28 protein-coding genes and 1 pseudogene are annotated in these 24337 nt (G+C 70.0%); 18 read left to right on the top strand and 11 right to left on the bottom strand.

Annotated features, from left to right (window positions below; translation table 11 throughout):
• From ACKI2N_RS26570 to ACKI2N_RS26545, 6 genes are all read left to right on the top strand, one after another.
• Positions 1–1503, top strand: coding sequence for an N-acyl-D-amino-acid deacylase family protein (locus ACKI2N_RS26570; RefSeq protein ID WP_420991805.1), 1503 nt, complete (start codon positions 1–3; stop codon positions 1501–1503).
• Between the two features lie 43 nt (positions 1504–1546).
• Complete coding sequence (locus ACKI2N_RS26565; RefSeq protein WP_420991804.1) at positions 1547–1939, top strand: RidA family protein; 393 nt, start codon at positions 1547–1549, stop codon at positions 1937–1939.
• A gap of 112 nt (positions 1940–2051) precedes the next feature.
• The gene (locus tag ACKI2N_RS26560) at positions 2052–3407 is read left to right on the top strand and encodes a GntP family permease (RefSeq protein WP_420991803.1); all 1356 of its coding nucleotides are present in this window, start codon (positions 2052–2054) and stop codon (positions 3405–3407) included.
• Between the two features lie 450 nt (positions 3408–3857).
• Entirely contained in the window at positions 3858–4106 is a 249-nt protein-coding gene (locus ACKI2N_RS26555; RefSeq protein WP_420991802.1) for an AbrB/MazE/SpoVT family DNA-binding domain-containing protein, read from the top strand.
• The gene (locus ACKI2N_RS26550; RefSeq protein ID WP_420991801.1) at positions 4100–4420 is read left to right on the top strand and encodes a type II toxin-antitoxin system PemK/MazF family toxin; all 321 of its coding nucleotides are present in this window, start codon (positions 4100–4102) and stop codon (positions 4418–4420) included. Before ACKI2N_RS26555 ends, ACKI2N_RS26550 begins: the two co-directional genes overlap by 7 nt.
• Before the next feature lie 126 nt (positions 4421–4546).
• Positions 4547–4957, top strand: a complete 411-nt coding sequence (locus tag ACKI2N_RS26545) for a CBS domain-containing protein (RefSeq protein ID WP_420991800.1) — start codon at positions 4547–4549, stop codon at positions 4955–4957.
• 173 nt (positions 4958–5130) lie between these two features.
• Here ACKI2N_RS26545 and ACKI2N_RS26540 read toward each other — a convergent pair whose 3' ends face one another.
• Complete coding sequence (locus ACKI2N_RS26540; RefSeq protein WP_420991799.1) at positions 5131–5625, bottom strand: Lrp/AsnC family transcriptional regulator; 495 nt, start codon at positions 5623–5625, stop codon at positions 5131–5133.
• 158 nt (positions 5626–5783) lie between these two features.
• On the opposite strand from ACKI2N_RS26540, the gene glmS reads away from it, so the two are divergent.
• Positions 5784–7613, top strand: a complete 1830-nt coding sequence (gene glmS / locus ACKI2N_RS26535; RefSeq protein ID WP_420991798.1) for a glutamine--fructose-6-phosphate transaminase (isomerizing) — start codon at positions 5784–5786, stop codon at positions 7611–7613.
• 118 nt (positions 7614–7731) lie between these two features.
• Here glmS and ACKI2N_RS26530 read toward each other — a convergent pair.
• From ACKI2N_RS26530 to ACKI2N_RS26520, 3 genes and pseudogenes are all read right to left on the bottom strand, one after another.
• A pseudogene (locus ACKI2N_RS26530) lies at positions 7732–8424 on the bottom strand (esterase-like activity of phytase family protein); the annotation flags it as partial.
• A 212-nt stretch (positions 8425–8636) separates the two neighbouring features.
• Positions 8637–9980 (bottom strand): NTP/NDP exchange transporter, encoded by a 1344-nt coding sequence (locus tag ACKI2N_RS26525; RefSeq protein ID WP_420991797.1) that lies wholly within the window; start codon positions 9978–9980, stop codon positions 8637–8639.
• Positions 9981–9987: 7 nt separating this feature from the next.
• Positions 9988–10914, bottom strand: coding sequence for an aldo/keto reductase (locus ACKI2N_RS26520; protein ID WP_420991796.1), 927 nt, complete (start codon positions 10912–10914; stop codon positions 9988–9990).
• A gap of 259 nt (positions 10915–11173) precedes the next feature.
• Between ACKI2N_RS26520 and ACKI2N_RS26515 the strand changes: the two genes are divergently transcribed.
• The gene (locus ACKI2N_RS26515) at positions 11174–11308 is read left to right on the top strand and encodes a hypothetical protein (RefSeq protein WP_420991795.1); all 135 of its coding nucleotides are present in this window, start codon (positions 11174–11176) and stop codon (positions 11306–11308) included.
• Positions 11309–11373: 65 nt separating this feature from the next.
• Complete coding sequence (locus ACKI2N_RS26510) at positions 11374–12012, top strand: DUF6869 domain-containing protein (RefSeq protein WP_420991794.1); 639 nt, start codon at positions 11374–11376, stop codon at positions 12010–12012.
• Between the two features lie 257 nt (positions 12013–12269).
• On the opposite strand, the gene ACKI2N_RS26505 is transcribed toward ACKI2N_RS26510, so the two are convergent.
• The 5 genes from ACKI2N_RS26505 to ACKI2N_RS26485 form a co-directional block, all read right to left on the bottom strand.
• Positions 12270–12599 carry a hypothetical protein gene (locus ACKI2N_RS26505; RefSeq protein WP_420991792.1) on the bottom strand — a complete coding sequence of 110 codons (330 nt, stop codon included), beginning with the start codon at positions 12597–12599 and terminating at the stop codon, positions 12270–12272.
• A 181-nt stretch (positions 12600–12780) separates the two neighbouring features.
• On the bottom strand, positions 12781–14067 hold the full coding sequence (locus tag ACKI2N_RS26500) for an MFS transporter (RefSeq protein ID WP_420991791.1): 1287 nt from the start codon (positions 14065–14067) through the stop codon (positions 12781–12783).
• A 40-nt stretch (positions 14068–14107) separates the two neighbouring features.
• Positions 14108–14671, bottom strand: a complete 564-nt coding sequence (locus ACKI2N_RS26495; RefSeq protein ID WP_420991790.1) for an isochorismatase family protein — start codon at positions 14669–14671, stop codon at positions 14108–14110.
• Between the two features lie 59 nt (positions 14672–14730).
• Positions 14731–15177 (bottom strand): MarR family winged helix-turn-helix transcriptional regulator, encoded by a 447-nt coding sequence (locus ACKI2N_RS26490; protein ID WP_420991789.1) that lies wholly within the window; start codon positions 15175–15177, stop codon positions 14731–14733.
• 124 nt (positions 15178–15301) lie between these two features.
• Complete coding sequence (locus tag ACKI2N_RS26485; RefSeq protein WP_420991788.1) at positions 15302–15439, bottom strand: hypothetical protein; 138 nt, start codon at positions 15437–15439, stop codon at positions 15302–15304.
• A 300-nt stretch (positions 15440–15739) separates the two neighbouring features.
• On the opposite strand from ACKI2N_RS26485, the gene ACKI2N_RS26480 reads away from it, so the two are divergent.
• The 6 genes from ACKI2N_RS26480 (at position 15740) to ACKI2N_RS26455 (ending at position 20027) form a co-directional block, all read left to right on the top strand.
• The gene (locus tag ACKI2N_RS26480; protein WP_426990950.1) at positions 15740–15946 is read left to right on the top strand and encodes an esterase-like activity of phytase family protein; all 207 of its coding nucleotides are present in this window, start codon (positions 15740–15742) and stop codon (positions 15944–15946) included.
• A gap of 125 nt (positions 15947–16071) precedes the next feature.
• A complete protein-coding gene (locus ACKI2N_RS26475) occupies positions 16072–16365 on the top strand; it encodes a hypothetical protein (RefSeq protein ID WP_420991786.1) in 294 nt (97 codons plus the stop codon).
• Between the two features lie 150 nt (positions 16366–16515).
• Entirely contained in the window at positions 16516–16899 is a 384-nt protein-coding gene (locus ACKI2N_RS26470) for a mechanosensitive ion channel protein MscS (RefSeq protein WP_420991785.1), read from the top strand.
• A gap of 379 nt (positions 16900–17278) precedes the next feature.
• On the top strand, positions 17279–18283 hold the full coding sequence (locus ACKI2N_RS26465) for a Bug family tripartite tricarboxylate transporter substrate binding protein (protein WP_420991784.1): 1005 nt from the start codon (positions 17279–17281) through the stop codon (positions 18281–18283).
• Between the two features lie 29 nt (positions 18284–18312).
• The gene (locus tag ACKI2N_RS26460; RefSeq protein WP_420991783.1) at positions 18313–19665 is read left to right on the top strand and encodes an acyclic terpene utilization AtuA family protein; all 1353 of its coding nucleotides are present in this window, start codon (positions 18313–18315) and stop codon (positions 19663–19665) included.
• An 11-nt stretch (positions 19666–19676) separates the two neighbouring features.
• Complete coding sequence (locus ACKI2N_RS26455; protein WP_420991782.1) at positions 19677–20027, top strand: AtuA-related protein; 351 nt, start codon at positions 19677–19679, stop codon at positions 20025–20027.
• A gap of 18 nt (positions 20028–20045) precedes the next feature.
• Here ACKI2N_RS26455 and ACKI2N_RS26450 read toward each other — a convergent pair whose 3' ends face one another.
• The gene (locus ACKI2N_RS26450; RefSeq protein WP_420991781.1) at positions 20046–20828 is read right to left on the bottom strand and encodes an IclR family transcriptional regulator; all 783 of its coding nucleotides are present in this window, start codon (positions 20826–20828) and stop codon (positions 20046–20048) included.
• A gap of 356 nt (positions 20829–21184) precedes the next feature.
• Here ACKI2N_RS26450 and ACKI2N_RS26445 point away from each other — a divergent pair, with 356 nt between their 5' ends.
• From ACKI2N_RS26445 to ACKI2N_RS26435, 3 genes are all read left to right on the top strand, one after another.
• Entirely contained in the window at positions 21185–22291 is a 1107-nt protein-coding gene (locus tag ACKI2N_RS26445) for an S-(hydroxymethyl)glutathione dehydrogenase/class III alcohol dehydrogenase (RefSeq protein WP_420991780.1), read from the top strand.
• Between the two features lie 8 nt (positions 22292–22299).
• Complete coding sequence (gene fghA, locus ACKI2N_RS26440) at positions 22300–23157, top strand: S-formylglutathione hydrolase (RefSeq protein WP_420991779.1); 858 nt, start codon at positions 22300–22302, stop codon at positions 23155–23157.
• A 154-nt stretch (positions 23158–23311) separates the two neighbouring features.
• Positions 23312–23704: a hypothetical protein gene (locus ACKI2N_RS26435; protein ID WP_420991778.1), complete on the top strand. Its 393-nt coding sequence runs from the start codon at positions 23312–23314 to the stop codon at positions 23702–23704.
• A gap of 42 nt (positions 23705–23746) precedes the next feature.
• Here ACKI2N_RS26435 and ACKI2N_RS26430 read toward each other — a convergent pair whose 3' ends face one another.
• On the bottom strand, positions 23747–24322 hold the full coding sequence (locus ACKI2N_RS26430; protein ID WP_420991777.1) for a hypothetical protein: 576 nt from the start codon (positions 24320–24322) through the stop codon (positions 23747–23749).
• Positions 24323–24337: the final 15 nt, after the last annotated feature.

The following is a 24337-nucleotide window of genomic DNA, read 5'->3' as shown; positions in this document are numbered from 1 at the left end:
ATGCCAGGACTGTTCGATACCCTCATCCGCGGCGCCACGGTGCTGGACGGCTCCGGCGCCGAGGCGCGCCTGGCCGACGTGGCGCTGCGCGCCGGACGCATCGCGCGCATCGCCATGCTGGAAGACGGCGCCGAGGGCATCGACCCCGGCAGCGCCGCGCACGTGGTGCAGGCCGAAGGGCTGGTGCTCGCCCCCGGCTTCATCGACGTGCACACGCACGACGACACCAACGTGATCCGCCAGCCGGAGATGGCGCCCAAGCTCTCGCAGGGCGTCACCACCGTGATCGTCGGCAACTGCGGCATCAGCGCCGCGCCGGTCGCGCTGCGCGGCGAGCCGCCCGACCCGATGAACCTGCTCGGCGCCGCCGAGGCCTTCCGCTACCCCGATTTCGGCACCTATGTACGGGCCGTGGAAGATGCGCAGCCCGCCGTCAATGTCGCGGCGCTGGTCGGCCATACCGCGCTGCGCAGCAATCATATGGACCGGCTCGACCGCGCCGCCACGCCGGCGGAAACGGCGGCCATGCGCGCGCAGCTCGAAGCGGCGCTGGACCACGGCGCGCTGGGCCTGTCCACCGGGCTGGCCTACGCCAATGCGTTCTGCGCCACCACCGGCGAAGTGCTGGCGCTGGCCGAGCCGCTGGCGCGCGCCGGCGCGCTCTACGCCACCCACCTGCGCAGCGAGTTCGCCGAGATACTGGACGCCATGGACGAAGCTTTCCGCATCGGCCGCCATGCGCGCGTGCCGGTGGTGATCTCCCACCTGAAATGCGCCGGCGTGGCCAACTGGGGCCGCAGCGGCGAAGTGCTCGACGCGCTCGAGCGCGCGCAGCGCTGGCAGCCGGTGGGCTGCGACTGCTATCCCTACACCGCCAGTTCGTCCACGCTCGATCTCAAGCAGGTCACCGGCGACTTCGACATCATGGTCACCTGGTCCGAGCCGCATCCCGGCATGGGCGGCCGCCTGCTGGCCGACATCGCCGCCGAATGGCAGACCAGCCTGGAAGACGCCGCGCGCCGCCTGCAGCCGGCCGGCGCGGTCTACCACGGCATGGAAGACGCGGACGTGGACCGCATCCTCAGCCACCCGGCCACCGTGATCGGCTCGGACGGCCTGCCCAACGACCCGCTGCCGCATCCGCGCCTGTGGGGCGCCTTCCCGCGCGTGCTGGGCCACTACGCGCGCGACCGCGAACTGTTCCCGCTCGCCGTGGCCGTCAACAAGATGACCGGCCTGTCCGCCGAGCGCTTCGGCCTGGCGCAGCGCGGCTTCGTGCGCGAAGGCTACTGGGCCGACCTGGTCCTGTTCGACGCCGCCACCATCCGCGACGCGGCCAGCTTCACCGACCCCATGCAGCCGGCCGAAGGCATCGCCGCGGTGTGGGTCAACGGCGCGCTGTCGTGGCGGCAGCGCCAGGCCACCGGCGCGCGCGCCGGCCGCTTCCTGCCCCGCGCCAGTCCCGCCGGCGACGGCGCCGCCGCGGGCGCCGCGGCAGGCTAGCGGCCCGACAACCCGTTTTCAGCAATCTGCTTCAGGAGTCCCCATGGATATCAAACGATTCGGCGTGGAAGGCGGCACCGGCACCGGTGGCCAGCACATGCCCTTTGCCCGCGCGGTCGCCGCCGACGGCTGGCTCTACGTCTCGGGCCAGGTGCCGATGGTGGCCGGCGAGGTGATCGATGGCGGCATCGTGCCGCAGACCCACCAGGCCATCAAGAACGTGCTGGCCATCCTGGGCGAGGCCGGCTACGGCCCCGAGCACGTGGTGCGCTGCGGCGTGTGGCTGGACGACGCGCGCGACTTCGCCTCGTTCAACCGGATCTTCAAGGAATATTTCGGCGCCAACCCGCCGGCGCGCGCCTGCGTGCAATCGAGCATGGTGGTGGACTGCAAGGTCGAGGTCGACTGCATCGCCTACAAGAAGCCGGCGGCCTGAGACCCGCCCCCGGCAAGCACATCAACCGGCCGCCGCCTGCGCGGCCATTTTCATAGCGGACGCGGGAGAGCCCCGCCGGAGCCTCCGGCGGACCCCGCACCAAGGAGACAATATGGGCGCCGTAACCGGAACCACACTATTGCTGTACGCGCTGATCGCAGTGATCGCACTGGTCGTGCTGATCGCCAGGTTCAAGCTCAATCCCTTCATCACCCTGGTGGTCGTCTCGGTGCTGCTCGGCTTTGCCGTGGGCATGCCGATGGGCGACATCGTCAAGTCGTTCGAAGCCGGCGTCGGCGGCACGCTCGGCCACATCGCGCTGGTCATCGGGCTGGGCACCATGCTCGGCAAGATGATGGCCGAATCGGGCGGCGCCGAGCGCATCGCGCGCACGCTGATCGATTTCTTCGGCGAGAAGAACGTGCACTGGGCCATGGTCACCATCGCCTTCATCGTCGGCCTGCCGGTGTTCTTCGAGGTCGGCTTCGTGCTGCTGGTGCCGATCGCCTTCAACGTGGCCAAGCGCACCGGCACCTCGATGGTGCTGGTCGGCATCCCGATGGTGGCCGGCCTGTCGGTCGTGCACGGCCTGATCCCGCCGCACCCGGCCGCGCTGCTGGCCGTGACGGCCTACGGCGCCGACATCGGCAAGACCATCCTGTACGCGCTGATCGTGGGCATTCCCACCGCCATCATCGCCGGCCCGCTGTTCGCCCGCCTGATGGACCGCTACGTCAAGCTGCCGGACCTCAACCCGCTGGCCGCGCAGTTCACCGAAGACGACGGCAAGGGCACGCACGGCCTGCCCGGCTTCGGCATCACCATCTTCACCATCCTGCTGCCGGTGGCGCTGATGCTGATCGGCAGCTGGGCCGACCTGTTCACCACCCCCAAGACCTTCGCCAACGACTTCCTCAAGCTGATCGGCAACTCGGTGATGGCCCTGCTGATCGCCGCGCTGGTGAGCTTCTACACCTTCGGCAAGGCGCGCGGCTTCAGCCGCGAGAACATCCTCAAGTTCACCAACGAATGCGTGGCGCCCACCGCCATCATCGTGCTGGTGGTCGGCGCCGGCGGCGGCTTCGGCCGCGTGCTGCGCGACTCGGGCATCTCCAACGCCATCGTCGAGGTCGCCACCGGCGCGCACGTCTCGGTGCTGATGCTGGGCTGGCTGGTCGCCGTGCTGATCCGCATCGCCACCGGCTCGGCCACGGTCGCCATGACCACCGCCGCCGGCATCGTCGCCCCGATCGCCGCCAGCGTGCCGGGCACGCGCCCCGAACTGCTGGTGCTGACCACCGGCGCCGGCTCGCTGATCCTGTCGCACGTCAACGACGGCGGCTTCTGGCTGGTGAAGGAATACTTCAACATGACCGTGGCGCAGACCTTCAAGACGTGGTCGGTGTGCGAGACGATCATCTCGGTGGTGGCGCTGCTGCTGACGCTGGCGCTGGCTACGGTGGTCTGACCTGGTAAGCATCCGGGGCGGGCGCCCGCCCTGCCTCGGCTTCGCGGCCCGGGTCCTGACCGGGCCGCCTCCCTTCTCTCCCGTGTCGTCGCGAGGACATGCATTTCGGTGGATGTCTTGCTTCTTTGATCTCCCTGCGCATACCGCCCAATCAATGGCGGCCGACGCCTTTTCTGGCCAGGCCCTGGCGGCGATCCCGATTCCATGCGATGCGAACGCCTCGGTGACAAATCAGATTTTTCACCTCGCCGAAGTTAAGTGCTCAGCCGATAACCGAGGTATTCCTTCACCGGGTATGCCGTATCTGCGATGTAAATATCGATCAGGCTTGAGCGCGGCGACATATCGCTGTCCGGTTCCGGTACCAGGACCCAGCGGCCGGCGCCGGAAAATGTAATAACATTGTGTTTCCCCCACATGCCGCAATGGCATTGGAGTGACGAGGGTGCTATGAAAGCGATGATCCGCAGAATGGGCAATTCGCAAGGGGTGCTGATCCCGAAGCCGATCCTGGCCCAGCTGGGCCTGGAAGATGAGGTGGACATGTCGGTCGAGAATGACGCGCTGGTGATCCGCAAGCCGCGGAAGAAAGCCCGTGAAGGCTGGGCCGAAGCCAGCCAGGCGATCGCGACGGCGGGCGACGATGTACTGACGATGGGTGAATTTGGCAATGCCGACGATGCGGAGCTGGCTTGGTAGCGCGCGGCGAGGTCTGGCTGGTCGCTCTTGACCCGACGATAGGTAGCGAGGTCCAGAAGACACGGCCCTGTGTGGTCGTCTCACCGCCTGAAATGCACGACCATCTGCGCACGGTCATCGTAGCGCCGATGACATCGAAGGGCCGTCACGCGCCATTCCGAGTCCCGGTTACCTTCATGGGGAAGGACGGCCTGATCCTGCTGGACCAGATTCGCGCGGTCGACAAGGCGCGCCTGCTAAAGAAAGCCGGGGTTGTGGCCGACAACACGTTGCTGAACAGCCTGCGAAGCTTGCAGGAAGTATTCGCGCAATAGCGTCAGACACGGCCGCTGCAAGTCGTGCCCCGGGTCCGCTTTGGCCACCGGCGCCAGGGTGAGTGGCAATGGCCAGCCCGCATCGGGAAAGAGAAAACGGAGCTAGTTGTGACCCTCTATAGCATCATGTCCAGAAAGCTCGTCACCGTGGTGTTCGACGACACCTTGGCGACGGTCAAGCATATCTTCGACGAGGCGAAGTTCCACCACCTGCTTGTCGTCGAGGACGGCAAGCTGCATGGTGTCGTATCGGACCGCGACCTGCTGCGCGCGATGAGCCCGTTCATCGGCAGCACGGTGGAGTCGGCCAGGGACGTCAATACCCTCAACAAGCGCGTGCACCAGATCATGACGCGCAAGCCGGTAACGCTGCGCCCCGAGGCGAAGATCGCCGATGCCGTCGAGATGTTTCTCGCCCACCGGATCTCGTGCATTCCCATCGTGGACGAACAGTTCCGGCCGGTCGGCATCGTGAGCTGGCGGGACATCCTGCGATCGATGGCGGCGGATGCCAGGCAACCCGAGAGCGCGGCATAGGCGACGGAGCAACGTGGCCTTTGCCACATCGCTTGCGTCCGGTTCGCGCTCCCGTCCAGCCGCGCCTCGAGCAACGCAGGCAAACCATGATTTGCGCTTCTTCCGGCATCTCCCGTCCGGCTCCATCGGCTGTTCCGTGACGCGCCGAGGGTCCTCCGGCGCCGGCTACAGCGCTAGCCGCCGCTGCGCCCTCCGCCGCTTGCCACCGGCGCATTCGCCTCGAACTTGGCCCGGTGCGTCGAGAAAAACGTCCGCACGTTGCGCACGTTGGACGCGCCGGCGAACAGCCGCCGCGCGAACGCGTCGTAGGCTGGCATGTCCGCCATCTCCACCGTGACGATGAAGTCCGGCCCCGGCGAGACCCGGTAGCACTGGGTGACCGCGGGCTCGGCGCAGATATAGGCCTCGAAGGCGTCGTGATCCTCCGCGGCCTGGCGGTCGAGGCTGATCTCGATGATGGCGGTCAGCGGCGCGCCTGCCTGGCGCGGATCCAGCACGGCGATCTGGCGCTGGATGACGCCGCTCTCCCTGAGCCGGCGCACGCGCCGCAGGCAGGTAGGTGCCGAGGCATGCACACGCTCGGCAAGATCGGTATTCGAGATCGACGAGTCGGCCTGCAGGATCCGGAGGATGCGCAGGTCGAGTTCGTCCAGGAATGTGCCGGGCAACAGGAACTCCGTAGGAAATGATGAAATAAAATTTCATCGATATTTATGTATCGGTGATTATTTCATTTTCCATCAATTTACGAAAGAAAATTACACACCGCCCCCTCTACCATGCTAACCGCTGGCCCGGACCGGGCCGATCATGGGGAACAACGGATATGTGCGGAATTGTCGGGGCGGTCGCGCAGCGCGACATCGTGCCCAATCTTGTCGAGGGCCTGAAGCGCCTGGAATACCGCGGTTATGACTCGTGCGGCGTGGCGCTGCACCAGGACCGCCGGCTGGTGCGCGCGCGCAGCGTGGAGCGGGTCGCGGCCCTGCAGGCCGATATCGCCCGGCAGGCGCTGGCGGGCTACACCGGCATCGCGCACACGCGCTGGGCAACGCACGGCAAGCCGGTCACCGGCAACGCGCATCCGCATTTCTCGCCGCGCGAGGAGGCGGCGCGCATCGCGCTGTCGCACAACGGCATCATCGAGAACCATGAGGAATTGCGCGCGGGGCTGGAGGCCAGCGGCTATGTCTTCACCAGCCAGACCGACAGCGAGGTGATCGCGCACCTGATCGACCACCTGTACGACGGCGACCTGTTCGAGGCGGTGAAGACGGCCGTGGCGCGGCTGCGCGGCAGCTTCGCCATCGCCGTGCTGTGCCGCGACGAGCCGCACCGGCTGGTGGGCGCCCGCAACGGCATGCCGCTGGTGGTGGGCGCGGGCGACGGCGAGAATTTCCTGGCGTCCGATGCGATGGCGCTGTCCGGCGTCACGGACCGGATCGCCTACCTGGAGAACGGCGATGTGGTGGACGTGCAGTTGCACCGCTACTGGATCGTCGACGCCGCCGGCCAGCGCGCGGAACGCCCCGTGGTGCGGGTGGCGGCGCACGGCAGCGGCGCCGAGCTGGGCCCGTACCGCTACTACATGCAGAAGGAAATCTTCGAGCAGCCGCAGGCGGTCGCCGACACCTTGCAGGATGTCACCGCGATCATGCCCGAACTGTTCGGCGACAAGGCATGGCGCGTGTTCAACGCGGTGGATTCCGTGCTGCTGCTCGCATGCGGCGGCAGCTACCACGCCGCGCTGACCGCCAAGTACTGGATCGAGAGCCTGGCCGGGATGCCGGTCAGCGTGGAGATCGCCAGCGAGTTCCGCTACCGGGAAAGCGTGCCGAACCCCAAGACGCTCGTCGTCGCGGTATCCCAGAGCGGCGAAACCGCCGACGTGCTCGGCGCGCTCGAAGTGGCCCGGCAGCAGGGCATGCAGCACACGCTGGCGATCTGCAATGTGCCCACCAGCGCGCTGGTGCGGGAATGCGCGCTGACCTTCATCACGCGGGCCGGCGTGGAAATCGGCGTGGCCTCCACCAAGGCGTTCACCACGCAACTGGTGGCGCTGTTCCTGCTGGCGCTCGCGCTGGCGCAGATCCGGCAGCGGCTGTCCGAGCAGGACGAGCAACGCCATCTGCGCGCGCTGCGCCACCTGCCCGACGCCATGCGCCAGGTGCTGGCGCTGGAGCCGCAGATCATGGCCTGGTCCGAGCTGCTGACGCGCCGCGAGAACATGCTGTTCCTGGGCCGCGGCATGCACTACCCGGTAGCCATGGAAGGCGCGCTGAAGATGAAGGAGATCTCGTACATCCATGCCGAAGCCTACCCGGCCGGCGAGCTGAAGCACGGCCCGCTGGCCCTGGTCAGCGACGAGATGCCCGTGGTCGCGGTAGCCCCCAACGACCGCCTGCTGGAGAAGCTCAAGTCGAACATGCAGGAGGTCAGCGCACGCAGCGGGCGGCTGTTCGTCTTCGCCGACAGCGATTGCGGCATCGCGCCGAGCCCCGGCATCGAGGTCCTGCAGCTGACGGAGTACTACGGGCCGCTGTCGCCGATCCTGCACACGATCCCGATGCAATTGCTGGCCTACCATGCCGCGCTGGCGCGCGGCACCGATATCGACAAGCCGCGCAACCTGGCGAAATCGGTGACGGTGGAGTGAGCGATGCGGTGGAGGCCGCGTTTTTTCCCGCGCCTGGCCGCCGCATTGCCGCCCTGGAGATGCCGGAGTCCGCGCCGCGCAGCGCCGGCAGGTGGCGGACGTCGCTGGCGCCGCGCAGGTCCATCTCGTACAGGCGGATGCCGTTGGCGAAGCTGCCGCCGGGCTGCCGCACCGCCGCCCGCTCGAGCACCAGCAAGCGGTGCCCGTCCACCGCCAGGATCTCGGTGACGCCGTTGTTGGCCGGCACGTCCTGCTCCGGCATCGAGGGAATCGGGTCCATGGGGTAGGTGACCTGCCGCAGCACGCTGCCGTCGCGGCCGAACTCGGTGATGCGCGAGACGGCGCCGTGATCGCGCGCGGGCTCCGGGCCGTCCTGGTACAGCGGGCCTTCCATCGCCACCCACAAGGACTTGCCGTCGCGCGAGAAGCTCATGCCCTCGAAGGTCAGGTTGTCGCGCGAGCCGTAGCCGGCCTGCCGGCACATGGCGAACGGCGCGGGCGCGGCGATGCGGGACAGATAGCTGCCGTCGCGCGCGAGGTGGATCACGGCCGGGTCCTCCTGGAGCGAACAGTCGCCCTCGGTGGCCAGCCACAGGCTGCCGTCCTGCGGGTCGACACGGATGGCCTCAAAGTCCGGCACTTCGCCGCCGCGCGCGCTCCATTGCCCGCGGCTGGGGTAGGGGCTGCCGTCGCGCTGGCGCGGCACGATCACGCCGTCGAGCGACAGCGCGTGGAACCCGCCCGCGTCGTAGCGCATCGTGGCGGTGTAGATGCGCGCCGGCCCGAGCGCCGAGCGGTCGTCGCTGACCATGAGCCAGCCGCCGGAGCGGGCATCGTAGTCCAGCCCGGAGAGGCCGCCGACGACGGTGTCGCGCAAGGGCTGGCGCAAGGCGATGCGCTGCTCGCCGATCAGCGCCAGCGCGGCCGCGTCTTGCGCGGGCGCGGGCCGGTCCGCGCAGCCCGCGGCGCCCAGTGCCGCGGCCAGCAGCCACAGCCGCGCGGCCGCCTGCAGGGCCCCAGATCTCATGCGCCGCCCGGACGGCCCGGCGCCGGCTCCAGCCGGGCGGGCGGCGGCTCGGTATCGGCGTGCCCTTCGTGCTGCCGGCCCAGCCACCATCCCAGCCAGGCCCAGCCCAGCGCCAGCACGGCGCCGGTGAGCGCGACCACGGCGGGATGGCCGGAGAACGCATCGATGGCGGTCTTGATCCACGCGCTGACCGCGTCGCCGGCGCGGTAGACCGCGGTGTCGATGACGTTCTTGGCCTTGTACTTGGTCTCCGCGTCCACCACCGTGAACAGCATCTCGCGGCCCGGGCGCAGCAAGGCATATTCACCCACGCGGCGCAGGATCATCACGCCGGCCAGCACGCCGAAAGCGGGCCACATCGCCAGCGCCAGAAAGCCGAGGCCGGTGGCCAGCGGCACCACGCTCAGCAGCATGGTCACGCCGTAGCGCCGCGCGATGCGCCCCGAGAAAAACACCTGGATCAGGATGGTCAGCCCCTGCACCACGGCGTCGATGGCGCTGAACACCTGGGTCTGCTGCGTGCGGCTGGGGAAGGTCTGCGCCACCAGCCGGGCCTGCTCGAAGTAGAGGAAGGTGCTGGCGGTGGCCAGCAGGATCACGAACAGGCTGATGCCCAGCAGGTAGCGCGAGCGCGCCACCAGCGTCAGGCCCGCCCACAGGCCGCCGCCGATCGGCCGTGCCGGGTCCTGCGGCAGCACCGGGTCGTCGGCCACGGGCACGCCGGCGCCGGCGCGCTTGCGCCAGCCGAACAGGAAGCCCGCGCCGGGCAGCGTGGCCGCCAGCAGCGCGGCCGACAGCAGCATCAGCCCGGTCAGGCCGATGCGCGGCACCAGCCAGCCGCCCAGCACCGGGCCGGCCAGGCCGCCCGCGCTGGCCCCCGCGGCCAGCAGCGCGAACAGGCGCCGCGCCTGGCCCGGGCGGAACACGTCGGCCATCAGGCTCCACGCCACCGACACCACGAACAGGTTGAACACCGACAGCCAGACATAGAACATCCGCGCCAGCCAGATGTTGTCGGGCGCCGCGCGCGTGGCCAGCGCGAAGCCCACCAGGTTGGCCACGAAGAAGGCGTACACCCACGGCACGAAGCGGCGGCGCGGCAGGCGCGCGCTGCACAGGCCGTAGATGGGAATGGCCACCAGCATCACCACGAAGGTGGCGGTAAACAGCCATTGCAGGTTCTGCACGCCGCCGGCGATGCCCATGGTCTCGCGCACCGGGCGCAGCATGAAATAGCTGGCGAACAGGCAGAAGAAGAACAGGAAGCCGGCCACCACCGCGCTGCCTTCGCCGGGCTGGATGCCGAGCCCCTGGCGGGCTGTCCGGGCCGGGGCATTCATGATGGGCTCAGGCCAGCAGCGCGGCGATCTGCGCGCGCTGGCCGGCGTCGGGCATGCGGCCGAAGCCGGCGCCGAGGTTGTCCTGCATGTTCTTCGGCTTGGAGGTGGCCGGGATGGCCGCCGTCACCGCCGGATGGCTGACGATGAATTTCAGGAAGAGCTGGCCCCACGACGCGCAGTCGAGCTCGGCCGCCAGCGGCGGCAGAGGCCGGTCCTTGACGGCGCGGAACAGCCGCCCGTCCTGGAATGGCCGGTTGACCAGCACGGCCATGCCGCGCTCCTGGCATAGCGGCAGCAGCGTGCGCTCGGCATTGCGCTCGGCCAGCGAGTAATTGAGCTGGACGAAATCCAGGCGCTCGGCGCGCACGATCTGGATCAGCGCGTCGTGCGCGTCCTCGCGGTAATGGGTGATGCCGATGTAGCGCGTCTTGCCTTGTTCCTTGAGCTGGCGCAGGAAGCGCAGGTTGTCGCGCCAGTCGATCAGGTTGTGCACCTGGAGCAGGTCCACGCTGTCGCTGTGCAGGTCGCGCAGCGACTGCGTCCACTGCGCCTGCGCCGGGCTGCCGGCCGACGCGGAGATCTTGGTGGCGAGGAACACCTTGGCGCGGGCGTGCGCGCCTTGCAGCAGGTCGCCGGTGACGGCTTCCGCGCTGCCGTAGCTGGGGGCGGTATCGATGACCGAGCCGGGGGTTTGCAGCAGCAGGGCCAGCACCTGCGCGAGCGGAGCGCGTTCGGCGGCTTCGGTGCCCACGTTGAAGGTGTCGGACGTGCCCATGCCGATGACGGGGAGGGTATCGCGGGTACCGGGAATCGCGCGGCGCAGCGGGCCCTGCGCGGCCGGCCCCGCGGCGGGCCAGGCGCCGCCGGACAGGCCCAGGGCCGTGGCGGCGAAGCAAGTGCTGTGGCTGAGGAACCGGCGTCGATCGGGTGACATGGCGATCTCCCTTGCAAGGCAGGCGGACATCTTCTCACAGATGGCAGTGCGCCGTTGAGGCCGCGGCGGCCGCGCTTTTGCCGGCGCCGCGCAGGCGGGGGCCCAGGCTCCGGTCATCCGCATGTGAGCGGGGCGTCGGCGCGATGCGGGCATGCCTAGTGGTTAACCCGTCCCCCACTCTCGCCGGATGCGCCGAGCGCGGATTTGGCGCCTATCATGGTTCAGGCATTGCAGCATGTGATCCGCCGCACGATAAAAGATGGCGGCACGGCATGGCCCGGCGCGCGATGAGGCGCGGCCTGGCAAGGCGGTGCATGAGGTGGTGCATGAGTCGACCGGCACGGAGTTGCTGGCGGACCAGGGCAAGCCGGACCGGCTGGTGACCGTCGCCTGAGCCAGGGCGCGACCGCGGCCGCCGGCCGGACCCATTCTTTTTCAGGCGGGTAGTCCGGGGGGACGATGGAAACCCATGAGCAGAAGCGTCTGGTCGACGCCTACATCAGGCGTTACAGCCGCTACGATCCGGCCATCGGCCGGCACGAAGTACGTTCGTTCTGGGTCTGGCAGGCCTGCGACTGGCTCTGCGTCAACGACCCCGACGGTCTGTGGGAACTGGTGCTGGAGATCCTGGCCCACACCCGCAACGACCGTGTGCTCGGCGCGCTGGCCGCCGGCGAACTCGAAGACCTGATCGAATACCACGGCGGCGCGTTCATCGAGCGCATCGAGCAGCGGGCCGCGAGCGACCCGCGCTTTCGTCGCCTGCTGTGCGGCGTGTGGCGCAGCTCGACGCCCGAGGTCTGGGCGCGCATCCTGGCCGCCAGCGACGGCAATTTCAACGACGTGCCGCAGCGCGCGATGTGGATCTGCTATGACCGGCACGTGAACGCCGAGCCTGACGAGCCGGTGGCCGGCCCGGCGGCGCAGGCCGTGCCGGAAGGCGAAGCCGTCGGCGGCGCGCGCAAGGTGCCCGCGCGGATCGTGCCGCCGGCCTTTCAGCGCAGCCCCGACGCGCGTGCCGCGCCGGACACCGCGGCACAGGCGCGTACGGCTGCGCCGGTGCGCCGGCCCGCGCGCGCCGCCGCGCCGGACCCCTGATCCGGCCCGGGGCGGGCGCCGCTTCGGCAGCCGGTCCGCGTGAAGCGCCAGCCGCGATGCATGGGCGAGGGTGCCGGAGTCGCGTACCGACAAGGTTCGCGCTTCATGCCGGCATGCCAGCGCAGCGATTTCTATATTTCAACGATTATCGAAGCGACAGGCAAGCCACGGCCCCGTTTGCACCTTGCCTGCACAAGACGATCGGTGCAGGGGGAAGCCACGGGACGGGCCGCGTGCCCGCTCCGGTGGCGGGGCGCTTAGGCGCCGGGGTTTTCCGCTGCGCGCTTGTCGGCGTCGCGCAGGCGCTTGACTGCCTTGCCCAGCAGGCCGCCTTCGCTGTCGGAGATCGCGCTTTCCAGCGAGTGCAGTGCCGCGCTCACCTGCGTGCCATGCGCGGCGGAGAATGCCTCGTCCGCGGCCAGTGCGTCGGCTTCCTTGCGGGCGCGCTTGCCCAGCTTGCGGGCAAACTCGGGGTCCAGCTGGCCCTGGGCCGTTGCATTGGCGATATGGTCGAGCAGGGCGATCAGGCCTTGCGCCGTGGTCGTGGCCGGGATTGACTCCTCGGCCTTCCTTGGCTTTTTGGGCATCGTTCTATTCCTCCAGTTAGGGTTTGATTCTATAGCCGGCGAGCATGATCATCCTGCTTCCCCGTATGAAGAGATTGTGACAACTGTCATAAAAGCAGGCCGCGCGGCGCCGCAATGCCGCAATGCCGCAATGCCGCAGGCGTGCAGCGTAGCGCATCCGCGGCGAAAGCGCTGGCCGCGCCTAATGCTGTTGCGCGGCGGCGGCCTCGATCCTGTCGAGCCTGTCGAGGCTGAAGCGCAGCCGCCCGGCGTCCATGCGCACGCGCAAGCCCTGGTACTTCCTGAGATACCGGATTCCTACCGCCGCCGCCGCGACCCCGGCCGCGGCGCCGATGCCGAGCGCCCAGCGCGGGCCGAAGCGGTCCGCCACCCAGCCGACCACCGGCGCGCCCAGCGGCGTGCCGCCCAGCACGATGGCCAGCAGGATCGCCACCACGCGCCCGCGCATGGCGGGCTCGGTGGAGAGCTGCACGAGGCTGTTGGTCGAGGTGGTGATGGTCTGCGCGCAGGCGCCGATGATCACGAGCATGGCGCCGAACAGCGCGTAGCCGGGCATGACCGCGGCCAGCGCGCAGCCGATCCCGAACACCGCGCAGGCGCCGGCCAGCAGCACGACCCGGGGCCTGGCCCGGCGCGCGGCCAGCAGGGCGCCGCTCACCGAGCCGATCGCCATCACCGACGACAGCAGGCCGTACTGGCTGGCGCCGGCATGGAACACGCCCACCGACATGGTGGAGATGAAGATCGGGAAGTTGAGCCCGAACGTGCCGATCAGGAAGAGCATCAGCAGCACGGCCTTCAGGTCGGGCCGCTTCCACACGTAGCGCACGCCGTCGGCCAGGCCGGCACGGGCGACGGGGCGCCGTTCCTTGCGGTGCAGCTCGTGCAGGCGCAGGCGGCTCAGCGAGCCGAGCACGGCGGCGAACGAGGCCGCGTTGATGAGGAATACCCAGCCCGAGCCCACCGCCGCGATCAGCATGCCCGCGATGGCCGGGCCGATCATGCGCGCGGCGTTGAACGAGGTGGAGTTGAGCGCCACCGCGTTGGCCAGGTCGGCCTCGCCGACCAGTTCGGAGACGAAGGTCTGGCGCGCCGGCGCGTCGAACGCGGTGACGCAGCCCAGCAGCAGGGCGAACAGGTACACGTGCCAGAGCCGCACGAGCCCCGCGACCGTGAGAAGCCCGAGGCCCAGCGCCAGCGCGCCCATGGTGGCCTGGGTGGCGAACAGCAGCTTGCGCCGGTCGAGATGGTCGGCGGCGTAGCCGGTCAGCGGCAGCAACAGCATCTGCGGCCCGAACTGCAGCGACATGACGATGCCGACGGCGGTCGCGTTGTGGTGGGTCAGGTGGGTCAGCACGATCCAGTCCTGGGCCGTGCGCTGCATCCACGTGCCGATGTTGGACACGATGGCGCCGCCGGCCCAGACCCGGTAGTTGAAGGTGTTCAGCGAGCGGAAGGTGCTGGCCATGGTGCCGCCTAGCCCGGGGCGCGGCGCGCCGCGGCGGTGCTCATGCGCGGGTCCTGCCGAGCAGCTCGACGATCTCGCGCGTGGTGCCGGTCTCGCCCAGCCGCGGGAAGATCCGCGCGACGCTGTTGGCGTGCGCGTCCGCGTTCATGTCGGTCATGGCATCCACCGCGAGGGTGACGTTGTAGCCGAGCTCCTGCGCCTGGCGCGCGGTCGATTCCACGCCGATGCTGGTCGCCACGCCGGCGATCACCACTTGCGTGACGCCGAGGCTCCTGAGGTGCGCGTCGAGCCCGGTGTCGGTGAAGGCGCCCCAGGTGCGCTTGGTGACGAGATGATCGCCGGGCTGCCGGTTCAGTTCAGGAACGAGGTCGGTCCAGCCGGGCGGCAACTGCCCGAGGTTGCGCGCCTGCTCGGCCCGCCCCGGCGCGCCGCCGGCCACGTTGACCAGCACCACCGGCAGGCCGTGGCCGCGGAAGGCCGCGGCCAGCGCGCTGGCATTGTTCACGACGCCGCCGATCGGGTGTGCCGCGGGGTAGGATACGATGCCCTGCTGCAGGTCGATGACGATGAGGGCGGTCCGGGAGTCGAGCGTGGTCGTTGTCATGGCGTTTCTCTGGATGGGGCAGGTGGTACAAGGTGATACAGAGACGGGGACGGCGCGGATCAGGACTCGACCAGCCGCGCCAGCAGCCCGACGGCCGCGGCGAGCTGTTCCCGCTCCGCCGGCGCGAGCCTGGTCTCGATGGCGTGGAACAGCCAGTCCTCGCGCGCCGCGCGGCCGGCCCGGACCGCTTCGACGCAGGCCGGCGTGAGCGACAGGACAGTCTGCCGCCCGTCGGTGGGATCCGGCGCGCCGCTGACCAGTCCTGCCGCCTTGAGGACGGAAACCGTCTCGCCCATCGATTGCGGACGCATGCCTTCGGCCCGCGCCAGCGCCGATACGGTCGCCGGCCCTTCGCGTTCCAGCCGCAGCAGCACGCGCAACTGAGTCCAGGAAAGATGGCTGAAATGCGATTTTTCGCGCAGCCGGCGGGTCAGCCGGCCGAGCACGACACGCAGCTCGGCGGCCAGTGCGTGGGCGGCGTCGGAATCCGGATGCGGGGTGTCCATAGGGGAGGGAAGGCGAACTATGAAGGTTAGCTGTGAAGGTTACCTTCATATATGGACGGCAGTCAAGGCGGCGCGGGCGATGGCGCGCCGCGGCGAGATTACGGAGAGCGGGGGCGCGTGGCGGTCACAGGCCGGAGGCGATGTCCAGACCGGCCAGGGCGACGATGGCGCTCAGGGCCAGCATGGCCGTCGAGTGCTGCCCGAAATAGACCAGTGCGGCTGCCGACCAGCTTGCCGTGGCGAATGCTGCGAAACGTTTCATGCTCTGAACGCCGGGGGCGGCGGCCTGCGGATGAATTCGAGGGGGCGAAAAAAATAAACCCGCCCCGAAGGGCGGGTTGAATCCATGTCGTTGGAGACAAGGAGGAGACAGGGCTAAGTATAAACCCTAGTTTCATTCCGTCCAATAGGCAGATTGGAGTGTTTGCTCAAAAATAGGATTGCGGCGGTGCATCATGCACATTGGTCGGCAACAAGCCTGTCATGGGGCGCTTTTTCGGCGCCGGTCATCGTGCGATTTCGATATGGCTCGCAAGGCCGACAAGATGCATGCGGCTTATACGTGCCGGCGCGCAAGCGGCTGGTGCTCGACCTGGACCGCCTGGCGCTGCCGCGCCTGGACAACCTCGAAGGGATGGCCTGGGGGCCGAAGACGGGGCGAGGGTGCGCCACGCTGGCCATGGTGTCGGACGACAACTTCAGTCCCCGGCAGGTCACGCAGGTGCTGGCCTTCGACGTGCTGCCGGACAGCGGCATCTGTCCGCCCTGAAAGTGCCCTGGAACGGCACGGCCGGCATGCGAATCAGCCGCTCTCCGACACCTGCCGCCGCCGCGCCGGCCGATAATGGTGACGGAATATTACTGACCCGGCATGAAGAATCGAGGAATCTCGCCATGAAACCACACCCGATCGTCTCCAGGACCGCCGTGCTCGGCGCCCTCCTGGCCGCCCTGTCCCTGGGCGGCATCGCCCACGCGCAGCTGCCGCCACCCCAGCCCCAGCGGCCGCAAGGCGAGCGCGCCACCGCCACGCCGCTGCCCGCGCAACCCGCGCCGCACAAGAAACACAAGCACAGGCACAAGCACCATTACAAGAAGGCCGCGTCCGCGCAGTCCGCCCAGCCGGCTGGCTTGCCGCCGCCCGCGCCGGCGCCGCAGACACCCCCGCCGCCGCGCCCCGCGCCCTGATCCGGACGCACGCAAAGAGCGCATGCCGGGTCGCCCCGGCGTTACATCTGCTAACCGCGCCGTAATATTGCAGTGACACCTTGGCCCTAGCATGACTCCATGGCCAGCGCGATTGCGCCGGCCGCCATCAGCAAGGATCAGGAGCCAGTCATGCGCAACCCCACTCGTGCCAACCGTGCAGTCCGTGTCATCGGCGCTGGCCTGCTCGCCGCCTCGCTGCTCGCCGCCGGTCCCGCCTCGGCACGCGGGCGCGATCATGGCCACGGCGGCGGCGGCGGCGGTGCCGCGGCGGTGCTGGCCATTGGTGCGCTGGTCGGCCTGGCCGTCGGCGCGGCCGTGGCCAGCCAGCCCGTGATGGCCGCCGCGCCGGCGCCGGCCTATGCGCCGCCCCCGGGCTACTGCTACAGCAACTACAACCGCGCCTACGTGCCGTGCGGCCCGCAGCCGGTGCAGGCCGTGCCGTATTACCAGCAGCCGTATCCGCAGCAGTACCAGCAATACCAGCAATACCAGCAACCGTATCCGGCTTACTGAACCGCCGGGACACGGGCGGCCGGCGGCCGCCCGCGATGATGCTCCGCCGCGCGGCCCGGGTGCCGCGCGCACGGCCGGATTCCTCCGCCGGCCTGCCGCCCGTCTCTCTCCCGCCTCTCCCGCCTCTCCCGTCCCTTTCCCGTCTCCGCCGGTGGCTCCGGCCCATGCCCGCCCGCGCGGCGGCGCTCGCCGCTCCGCTCTCGCCTCGCGTCATTTTCATCCAATGAAAATTTCAAGCCATTGTTTGACGCTGAAACCGGCACATGAATAAGATCACCGCCAGAAGGTTTCAATAAACAAAACGCTGTGGCGCATCCGCGCACGCAGCGCAGCCAGCATGCGCGGCCACCGCGGCCGCGCATGCCAGGAGACAACGACCATGAACCGACGCACCACCTTGCGCCTGGCCGCGATGGCCTGCGCCACCTTGTGCGCCCCGCTCGCCTTGACCGCGCTGCCCGTGGGCGCGGCCCGCGCGGCCGAGGCCTATCCCGCCAAACCGATCCGCCTGGTGGTGCCGTTCACGCCGGGCGGCACCACCGACATCCTCGCGCGCCTGGTCGCGCTCAAGCTCGGCGAGGCGCTTGGGCAGACCGTGGTGGTGGACAACCGCCCCGGCGCCGGCGGCAACATCGGCGCGGAGGCCGTGGCCAAGGCGGCGCCGGACGGCTACACGCTGCTGATGGGCACGCTCGGCACGCAGGTCACCAACCAGTTCATCTACGCGCGCATGCCGTATGACTCGGGCAAGGACTTCGCGCCGGTCACGCTGGTGGCCAACTCGCCCAACGTGCTGCTGACCAACGCCACGCTGCCGGTCAAGTCGGTGGCCGAACTGATCGCGCTGGCGAAGCAGCAGCCGGGCAAGCTCAACTACGCATCCACCAGCACCGGCGGCTCGCCCCATCTTTCCGGCGAGCTGCTCGACAGCATGGCCGGCGTGAAGATGCAGCACGTGCCGTACAAGGGCGCGGCGCCCGCCATGACCGACCTGCTGGCCGGCCAGGTCAACCTCATGTACGACAACCTGCCCTCGGCGCTGGCGCAGATCCAGGCCGGCAAGGTGCGCGCGCTGGCTGTCACCACCCCGCAGCGCGCGCCGGTGCTGCCGGAGGTGCCGACGGTGGCCGAATCGGGCCTGCCCGGCTACGTGGTGAACTCCTGGTTCGGGCTGCTGGCGCCGGCCGGCACGCCGGCGGCGCTGGTGGCGCGCCTGCAGCAGACGGTGGCGCGCATCCTGGCCACGCCGGAGGTCAGGCAGCGCGTGGAGCAGCTCGGCGCGGTGCCGGGCGGCGACACCCCGGCCGCCTTCGCGGCGGTGATCCGCGCCGACACCGAGAAATGGTCGCGCGTCATCAAGAACGCGGGCATCCAGGCGCAATAGCGGCCGGCCCCACAGACAAGGAATCCCTCATGGCAACAAAGACCATCCGCATCGGCTCGGGCTCGGGCTGGTGGGGCGACCGCGTCGAACCCGCGGCGCTGAGCGCGCAGCACGGCCGGCTCGACTTCCTCTGCTTCGAGACCATGGCCGAGGCCACGGTCTCCGCGGCGCAGGTGCGCAAGCGCCGCGACGCCAGCTTCGAAGGCTACGACACCTACCTCGACGAGCGCATGCGCGCGGTGCTGCCGCACTGCATCGCGCAGGGCACGCGCATCGTCAGCAACCAGGGCTGGATCAATCCGCTCGGCGCGGCGCGGCGCATCGCGCAGCTGTGCGAGGAGCTGGGCCTGCCGCGCGTGAAGATCGCCGCGGTCACCACCACCGACCTGACCGGCACCATCTGCGACCAGGCACTGCACATCCTGGAGAGCGGCGCGCCCATCGCCACGCTGCGCGATTCGCTGATCTCGGCCGAGCCCTACGAGGGCGCGGGCCCCATCGTGCGCGCGCTCGAAGCCGGCGCGCAGATCGTGGTCACCGGGCGCGTGGCGGACCCCTCGCTGTTCCTCGCGCCGATGATGCACAGCTTCGGCTGGCGCGCGGACGACACCGCGCTGCTGGCGCGCGGCAGCGCCATCGGCCACCTGCTCGAATGCGGCGCGCAGGTGACCGGCGGCTACTTCGGCGACCCCGGCTACAAGGACGTGCCCGAGCCGTGGAACCTGGCCTTCCCCATCGCCGAGGTGGATGCCGGGGGCACCGCCGTGATCTCCAAGGTGGCCGGCACCGGCGGGCGCATCGACCTGCAGACCGTGAAGGAACAGATGTTCTACGAGGTGCACGACCCGCGCCGCTACATCACACCCGACGTGGTGGTCGATTTCACCACGGCGCGGCTGGAGCAGGTGGCGCCCGACCAGGTCCGCATCAGCGGCGTGGACGGCGCGCCGCGCACGCCCACGCTCAAGGTCTCGCTGGGCTGCACCGAGGGCTTCATCGGCGAGGACATGTTCTTCTACGCCGGCCCCGGCTGCCTGGAAAAGGCGCGCCTGGCCAAGACCATCCTCGAGCACCGCTTCCGCCTGGCCGGGCTGCGGGCCGAGGCGCTGCGCATCGACTTCCTCGGCGTCAATGCCATCCACGGCGACGCTTCGCCGGCGCCGGCCTGCGAACCCAACGAGATCGCCGTGCGCGTGGCCGCGCGCACGCGCACGCGCGCCGAGGCCGCCAAGGTCGGCCGCGAGATCGACAGCATGGCCGTGTGCGGGCTGGCCTCCACCGGCAAGCGCGTGCCGCACCAGGAACGCACGCGCGAGATCATCGGCGTGTGGTCGGCGCTGGTGCCGCGCGAGCAGGTCAGCTCCGAAATCCACTACCTCTGAGGCAACCCGCGATGAAGGTTTCACTGAGGCGCCTCGCGCACACCCGGTCGGGCGACAAGGGCGACATTTCCAACACGGCGGTGATCGCCTACGACCCGGCCTTCTATCCCCATCTCAAGGCGCAGCTCACCGCCGACGCCTTCAAGGCGCTGTACGGCGGCGTGGTCACCGGCAAGGTGGAGCGCTTCGAGGCCGACGGCCTGCAGGTGCTGAACTTCGTCGCCCACGGCGCACTCGGCGGCGGGGTCTCGCGCAGCCTGGCGCTCGACAACTACGGCAAGGCGCTGGCGAGCGCGGTGCTGCGCTTCGAGGTGGAGGTGCCGGAAGACCTGGCGCCGCTGCTGCGCGGGCCGGCCGGCTGAGCGGGCGGCGCCGCGCGCTCAGTCCACCAGCACGCGGCGCGCCCACGCGCTGGTGATGCGCCGCGCCTCCTCCTTGAGCAGGCGCGCCATCTTCGCCTCGCGCGCGAGGATGCGCTCGCTCAGGGCCGCCACGCTCAAGGCGCCGATGGGCCGGCCCTCGTAGTCCAGCAGCGGCACGGCGATGCCGCCCATCTTGTCCACCACCCAGTCCAGGAACAAGGCATAGCCGCGGCCGCGCGCCGCCTCGATCTGCTCGCCGATCACCTCGGCGCTCAGGCGCGGATAGCGCGCGCGCTGGCTCTTGCCCAGGCGAAAGCGCGCGGCGCGCTCGGCCTCGGGCATCCAGGCCAGCACCGCCAGGCTGCCGGCGCCCACGCCGAGCGGACGCCGCGTGCCGATCTCCACGTAGTTGGCGCGGATCGGGAAGGTGCCCAGCTCGATGTCGGCCACCACCGATTCCCCGCGGCTGGCCAGCGTCAGCACCGCGGTGTCCTCGAATACCTCGACCAGCCGCTCCAGGCTCGGCCGCGCCAGCGCGCGCAGGTCCACGCGCCGCTGCGCCACGTCGGCCAGCTGGAAGATTTCCGGGCCGATGCCGAAGCGGCGGCCGGCATCGCGCGTGACGAAGCCCTCGGCCACCAGCAGCTCCAGCAGGCGCGAGGCGGTGGCCGGGTCGAGGCCGGTGGCGCGCGCCACGTCGGACAGGCGGCGCACCTGCGGGTCGGACAAGGCGCGCAGGATCCAAAGCGCGCGCTGCACGGGCGAGGCGCGCGAGGTGCGGGGCGGGGACGGAGGATTCATGCCGGGGCAGGAACGGCCGACGAAATCGGCAAGGGGTGCGGAAGAAGCATGGGCGGATGGCCGCAGCGCGTAGACAAGCGGGCATTTAAGCCGCAGCGCGCGGGCCGGTCAACCGGGGACAGCGAGCGGCCGGCGCGGGCGGCCCGCGGCAAGCCCGCGATTCCGGCCAATCTGGGGGCGGCCCGGGCCAAATCCGCCGCTTCGGGTGCCAACGGCCAGCCGGATGGTCGTATAGTCTTCCCCTGACGAACGAATCGCCCCGGCGCCGTGCCTCCCCATGCCGGCGCCAGGGCCGTTGCGCCCCGACACACCGTGCCGGCCAGCCGGCCGCCGCCACACGACAAGGAAAACCGATCATGAAGACCAAAGCCGCCATCGCCTGGAAAGCCGGCGCCCCTCTCACCGTGGAAGACGTCGACCTGGACGGCCCGCGTGCCGGCGAAGTGCTGGTGGAGATCAAGGCCACCGGCATCTGCCACACCGACTACTACACGCTCTCCGGCGCCGATCCGGAAGGCATCTTCCCGGCCATCCTCGGCCACGAAGGCGCCGGCATCGTCACCGACGTGGGCCCGGGCGTGACCTCGCTCAAGCCCGGCGACCACGTGATCCCCCTCTACACGCCGGAATGCCGCCAGTGCAAGTTCTGCCTGTCGCGCAAGACCAACCTGTGCCAGGCCATCCGCGCCACCCAGGGCAAGGGCCTGATGCCGGACGGCACCTCGCGCTTCTCGATCGGCGGCAAGCCCGTCTTCCACTACATGGGCACCTCCACCTTCGCCAACCACATCGTGGTGCCGGAGATCGCGCTGGCGAAGATCCGCCCGGACGCGCCGTTCGACAAGGTCTGCTACATCGGCTGCGGCGTGACCACCGGCGTGGGCGCGGTGCTGTTCACGGCCAAGGTGGAAGCCGGCGCCAACGTGGTGGTGTTCGGCCTGGGCGGCATCGGCCTGAACGTGATCCAGGCCGCCAGGATGGTGGGCGCCGACAAGATCATCGGCGTGGACCTGAACCCGGGCCGCGAAGCGATGGCGCGCAAGTTCGGCATGACCCATTTCATCAACCCGAACGAGGTCGAGAACGTGGTCGACCACATCGTCCAGCTCACCGACGGCGGCGCCGACTACTCGTTCGAGTGCATCGGCAACACCAAGGTCATGCGCCAGGCGCTGGAGTGCTGCCACAAGGGCTGGGGCAAGTCGATCATCATCGGCGTGGCCGAGGCCGGCGCGGAAATCTCCACCCGCCCGTTCCAGCTGGTGACCGGGCGCGAATGGAAGGGCTCGGCCTTCGGCGGCGCGCGCGGCCGCACCGACGTGCCCAAGATCGTCGACTGGTACATGGAGGGCAAGCTCAACATCGACGACCTGATCACCCACACGCTGCCGCTGGAGCGCATCAACGAAGGCTTCGACCTGATGAAGCGCGGCGAGTCGATCCGCTCGGTGGTGCTGTACTGAGGCCGGCCATGAGCACGCTCGAACTGCTCTCGGAGCACGGCTGCTTTGGCGGCGTGCAGCGCTTCTACCGGCACGCCAGTGCCACCATCGGCCTGCCGATGCGCTTCTCGGTGTTCCTGCCGGCGGCGGCGCTGGCCGCGCCGGCGCGGCGCCTGCCCGCGCTGTTCTACCTCGCCGGCCTGACCTGCAGCGAGGAAACCTTCATGATCAAGGCCGGCGCCCAGCGCTTGGCCGCCGAGCATGGCCTGATCCTGGTGGCGCCCGATACCAGCCCGCGCGACACCGGCATCGCCGGCGAGGCCGAGTCGTGGGACTTCGGCGCCGGCGCGGGCTTCTACCTCGACGCCACGCAGGCGCCGTGGAGCCGGTACTGGCGCATGGAAAGCTACGTCACGCAGGAACTGTTCGGCATCGTCACCGGCGAACTGCCGGCCGATCCGCAGCGCGCCGGCGTGTTCGGCCACTCGATGGGCGGGCACGGCGCGCTGGTGCTGGCGCAGCGCCATCCGGACCGTTTCCGCTCGGTGTCCGCGTTCGCGCCGATCGCCGCGCCCGCGCGCTGCCCGTGGGGCGAGAAGGCGTTCAGCCGCTACCTCGGCGACGACCGCGCGGCCTGGGCGCAGTACGATGCCTCGGCGCTGATGGCGGGCCAGGCGCGGGCGCCGTTCCCGGGCGGCATCCTGGTCGACCAGGGCCTGGCCGACAAATTCCTCGCCGAGCAGCTCCACCCGGAAGCCTTCGAGGCCGCCTGCGCCGCCGCCGGCCAGCCACTCACGCTGCGCCGCCACGCGGGCTACGACCACGGCTACTACTTCATCTCGACCTTCATCGAGGATCACATCCGGCACCACGCGGCGCAGCTCTGAACGCCCGCCAAGGGCAGCGCGCGCCGCTTGCGTAATACGTTGAAACACGCGCGCGCGCCCTGAAACGCAACGGCTACGTTCGCTGCGTTGCCGCACCCCGGCGCGCGCTGCTAGCATCCGCCGGATCGCTTGCCAGCACGCCCGGAGGACCGCCATGACCCGCCTTGCCCACCCGCTCCGACTGATCTGCCTGACGGCCGCGCTGGCGCTGCCGGCGGCCACCTTCGCCCAGGGCTCGCCCGCGAGCGGCGACGAGGCCATCAACGCGATCAACAGCAACTTCGCACGCATGACGCCGGCGCCGCGCACGGTGGACAGCATCAACCAGGAACTGCGGCAGAACCATGCCGCGCCCGTGGCCGGCGCCGGCATGCGCGGACGCGGACGCGGCCGGCAGCGCTCGCAGGACAACACCGCGGACGGCGGCGCAAACAACGCGGCGGGCGCGGCCGCCAGCCAGAACGGCGGCGGCCTGCATACCAGCCTGCCGGGAACCAGCGGCACCGGCGGGACCATCGGCACCCCGGCGCCTGCCGTCGCGCAGTAGCGCGCGGCGGCCCGCGGCGACCCGACTCTTCAGCCGCGTCCGTCAGTCATAAGTCCACTCGGTGCGCAGTTCGCGCACGCCCGGGCAGGCGCGCGCGCATGCCTCCACGGCATCGCGCATGGCCCCGTCGCGCAGCTTGCCGCGCAGCGTCAGCACGCCTTGCGCGCAACTGGCCTGCAGGCGGTGGGGATCGGCCAGTTCCGCCAGGCGCTCCTCCACCACGCCCAGCACCTGGGCGTCGCTTGCCGGCTGCCGCGGGGTGGGATCGCCGCCGTCGTACTGGCCCAGCACGGCGGGACCGGGCGCGGGCCGCACGCGCGCATCCTGTGGCGGCGCGCCGCCGTCCGGCCCCACGCCGTACATGCCGTAGCGCGCCACGCCCGCGGGGGCCTTCTCGCCCGGCTCCGCGCGATACGGCGCGGGCGCCGCGCCAGGGCCCGCAGCGGCGGGGTCGCCGGCCGGCGCGGGCGCCTCGCTGGTTGAGGCAGGCGGGTCTTCCAGCGTGCCGCTGTGGCTGCCGTAGCGATAGTCGGTCAGCGTGCGGCGCGGCGGCACCGCGCGCGCGCCGGCATCGGGCAAATCGCCGCCCGGCGGCGCAAGGTCGGAAGGTCTTGGCATGGCAGGCTCCTGTCT

Origin of the sequence: Cupriavidus sp. 30B13, from assembly GCF_049059565.2 — a bacterium.
In the GTDB taxonomy this organism is placed as follows: Bacteria; Pseudomonadota; Gammaproteobacteria; order Burkholderiales; family Burkholderiaceae; genus Cupriavidus.
This window is presented reverse-complemented; position numbering and strand designations above follow the sequence as displayed.

Bases quoted from the DNA above. Each gene is read 5' to 3' on its own strand.
- ACKI2N_RS26570 (WP_420991805.1), top strand. From the start codon at position 1: ATGCCAGGACTGTTCGATACCCTCATCCGCGGCGCCACGGTGCTGGAC.
- ACKI2N_RS26565 (WP_420991804.1), top strand. From the start codon at position 1,547: ATGGATATCAAACGATTCGGCGTGGAAGGCGGCACCGGCACCGGTGGC.
- ACKI2N_RS26560 (WP_420991803.1), top strand. From the start codon at position 2,052: ATGGGCGCCGTAACCGGAACCACACTATTGCTGTACGCGCTGATCGCA.
- ACKI2N_RS26555 (WP_420991802.1), top strand. From the start codon at position 3,858: ATGAAAGCGATGATCCGCAGAATGGGCAATTCGCAAGGGGTGCTGATC.
- ACKI2N_RS26545 (WP_420991800.1), top strand. From the start codon at position 4,547: ATGTCCAGAAAGCTCGTCACCGTGGTGTTCGACGACACCTTGGCGACG.
- glmS (WP_420991798.1), top strand. From the start codon at position 5,784: ATGTGCGGAATTGTCGGGGCGGTCGCGCAGCGCGACATCGTGCCCAAT.
- ACKI2N_RS26525 (WP_420991797.1), bottom strand. From the start codon at position 9,980: ATGAATGCCCCGGCCCGGACAGCCCGCCAGGGGCTCGGCATCCAGCCC.
- ACKI2N_RS26520 (WP_420991796.1), bottom strand. From the start codon at position 10,914: ATGTCACCCGATCGACGCCGGTTCCTCAGCCACAGCACTTGCTTCGCC.
- ACKI2N_RS26515 (WP_420991795.1), top strand. From the start codon at position 11,174: ATGGCGGCACGGCATGGCCCGGCGCGCGATGAGGCGCGGCCTGGCAAG.
- ACKI2N_RS26510 (WP_420991794.1), top strand. From the start codon at position 11,374: ATGGAAACCCATGAGCAGAAGCGTCTGGTCGACGCCTACATCAGGCGT.
- ACKI2N_RS26505 (WP_420991792.1), bottom strand. From the start codon at position 12,599: ATGCCCAAAAAGCCAAGGAAGGCCGAGGAGTCAATCCCGGCCACGACC.
- ACKI2N_RS26500 (WP_420991791.1), bottom strand. From the start codon at position 14,067: ATGGCCAGCACCTTCCGCTCGCTGAACACCTTCAACTACCGGGTCTGG.
- ACKI2N_RS26495 (WP_420991790.1), bottom strand. From the start codon at position 14,671: ATGACAACGACCACGCTCGACTCCCGGACCGCCCTCATCGTCATCGAC.
- ACKI2N_RS26490 (WP_420991789.1), bottom strand. From the start codon at position 15,177: ATGGACACCCCGCATCCGGATTCCGACGCCGCCCACGCACTGGCCGCC.
- ACKI2N_RS26485 (WP_420991788.1), bottom strand. From the start codon at position 15,439: ATGAAACGTTTCGCAGCATTCGCCACGGCAAGCTGGTCGGCAGCCGCA.
- ACKI2N_RS26475 (WP_420991786.1), top strand. From the start codon at position 16,072: ATGAAACCACACCCGATCGTCTCCAGGACCGCCGTGCTCGGCGCCCTC.
- ACKI2N_RS26470 (WP_420991785.1), top strand. From the start codon at position 16,516: ATGCGCAACCCCACTCGTGCCAACCGTGCAGTCCGTGTCATCGGCGCT.
- ACKI2N_RS26465 (WP_420991784.1), top strand. From the start codon at position 17,279: ATGAACCGACGCACCACCTTGCGCCTGGCCGCGATGGCCTGCGCCACC.
- ACKI2N_RS26460 (WP_420991783.1), top strand. From the start codon at position 18,313: ATGGCAACAAAGACCATCCGCATCGGCTCGGGCTCGGGCTGGTGGGGC.
- ACKI2N_RS26455 (WP_420991782.1), top strand. From the start codon at position 19,677: ATGAAGGTTTCACTGAGGCGCCTCGCGCACACCCGGTCGGGCGACAAG.
- ACKI2N_RS26450 (WP_420991781.1), bottom strand. From the start codon at position 20,828: ATGAATCCTCCGTCCCCGCCCCGCACCTCGCGCGCCTCGCCCGTGCAG.
- ACKI2N_RS26445 (WP_420991780.1), top strand. From the start codon at position 21,185: ATGAAGACCAAAGCCGCCATCGCCTGGAAAGCCGGCGCCCCTCTCACC.
- fghA (WP_420991779.1), top strand. From the start codon at position 22,300: ATGAGCACGCTCGAACTGCTCTCGGAGCACGGCTGCTTTGGCGGCGTG.
- ACKI2N_RS26435 (WP_420991778.1), top strand. From the start codon at position 23,312: ATGACCCGCCTTGCCCACCCGCTCCGACTGATCTGCCTGACGGCCGCG.
- ACKI2N_RS26430 (WP_420991777.1), bottom strand. From the start codon at position 24,322: ATGCCAAGACCTTCCGACCTTGCGCCGCCGGGCGGCGATTTGCCCGAT.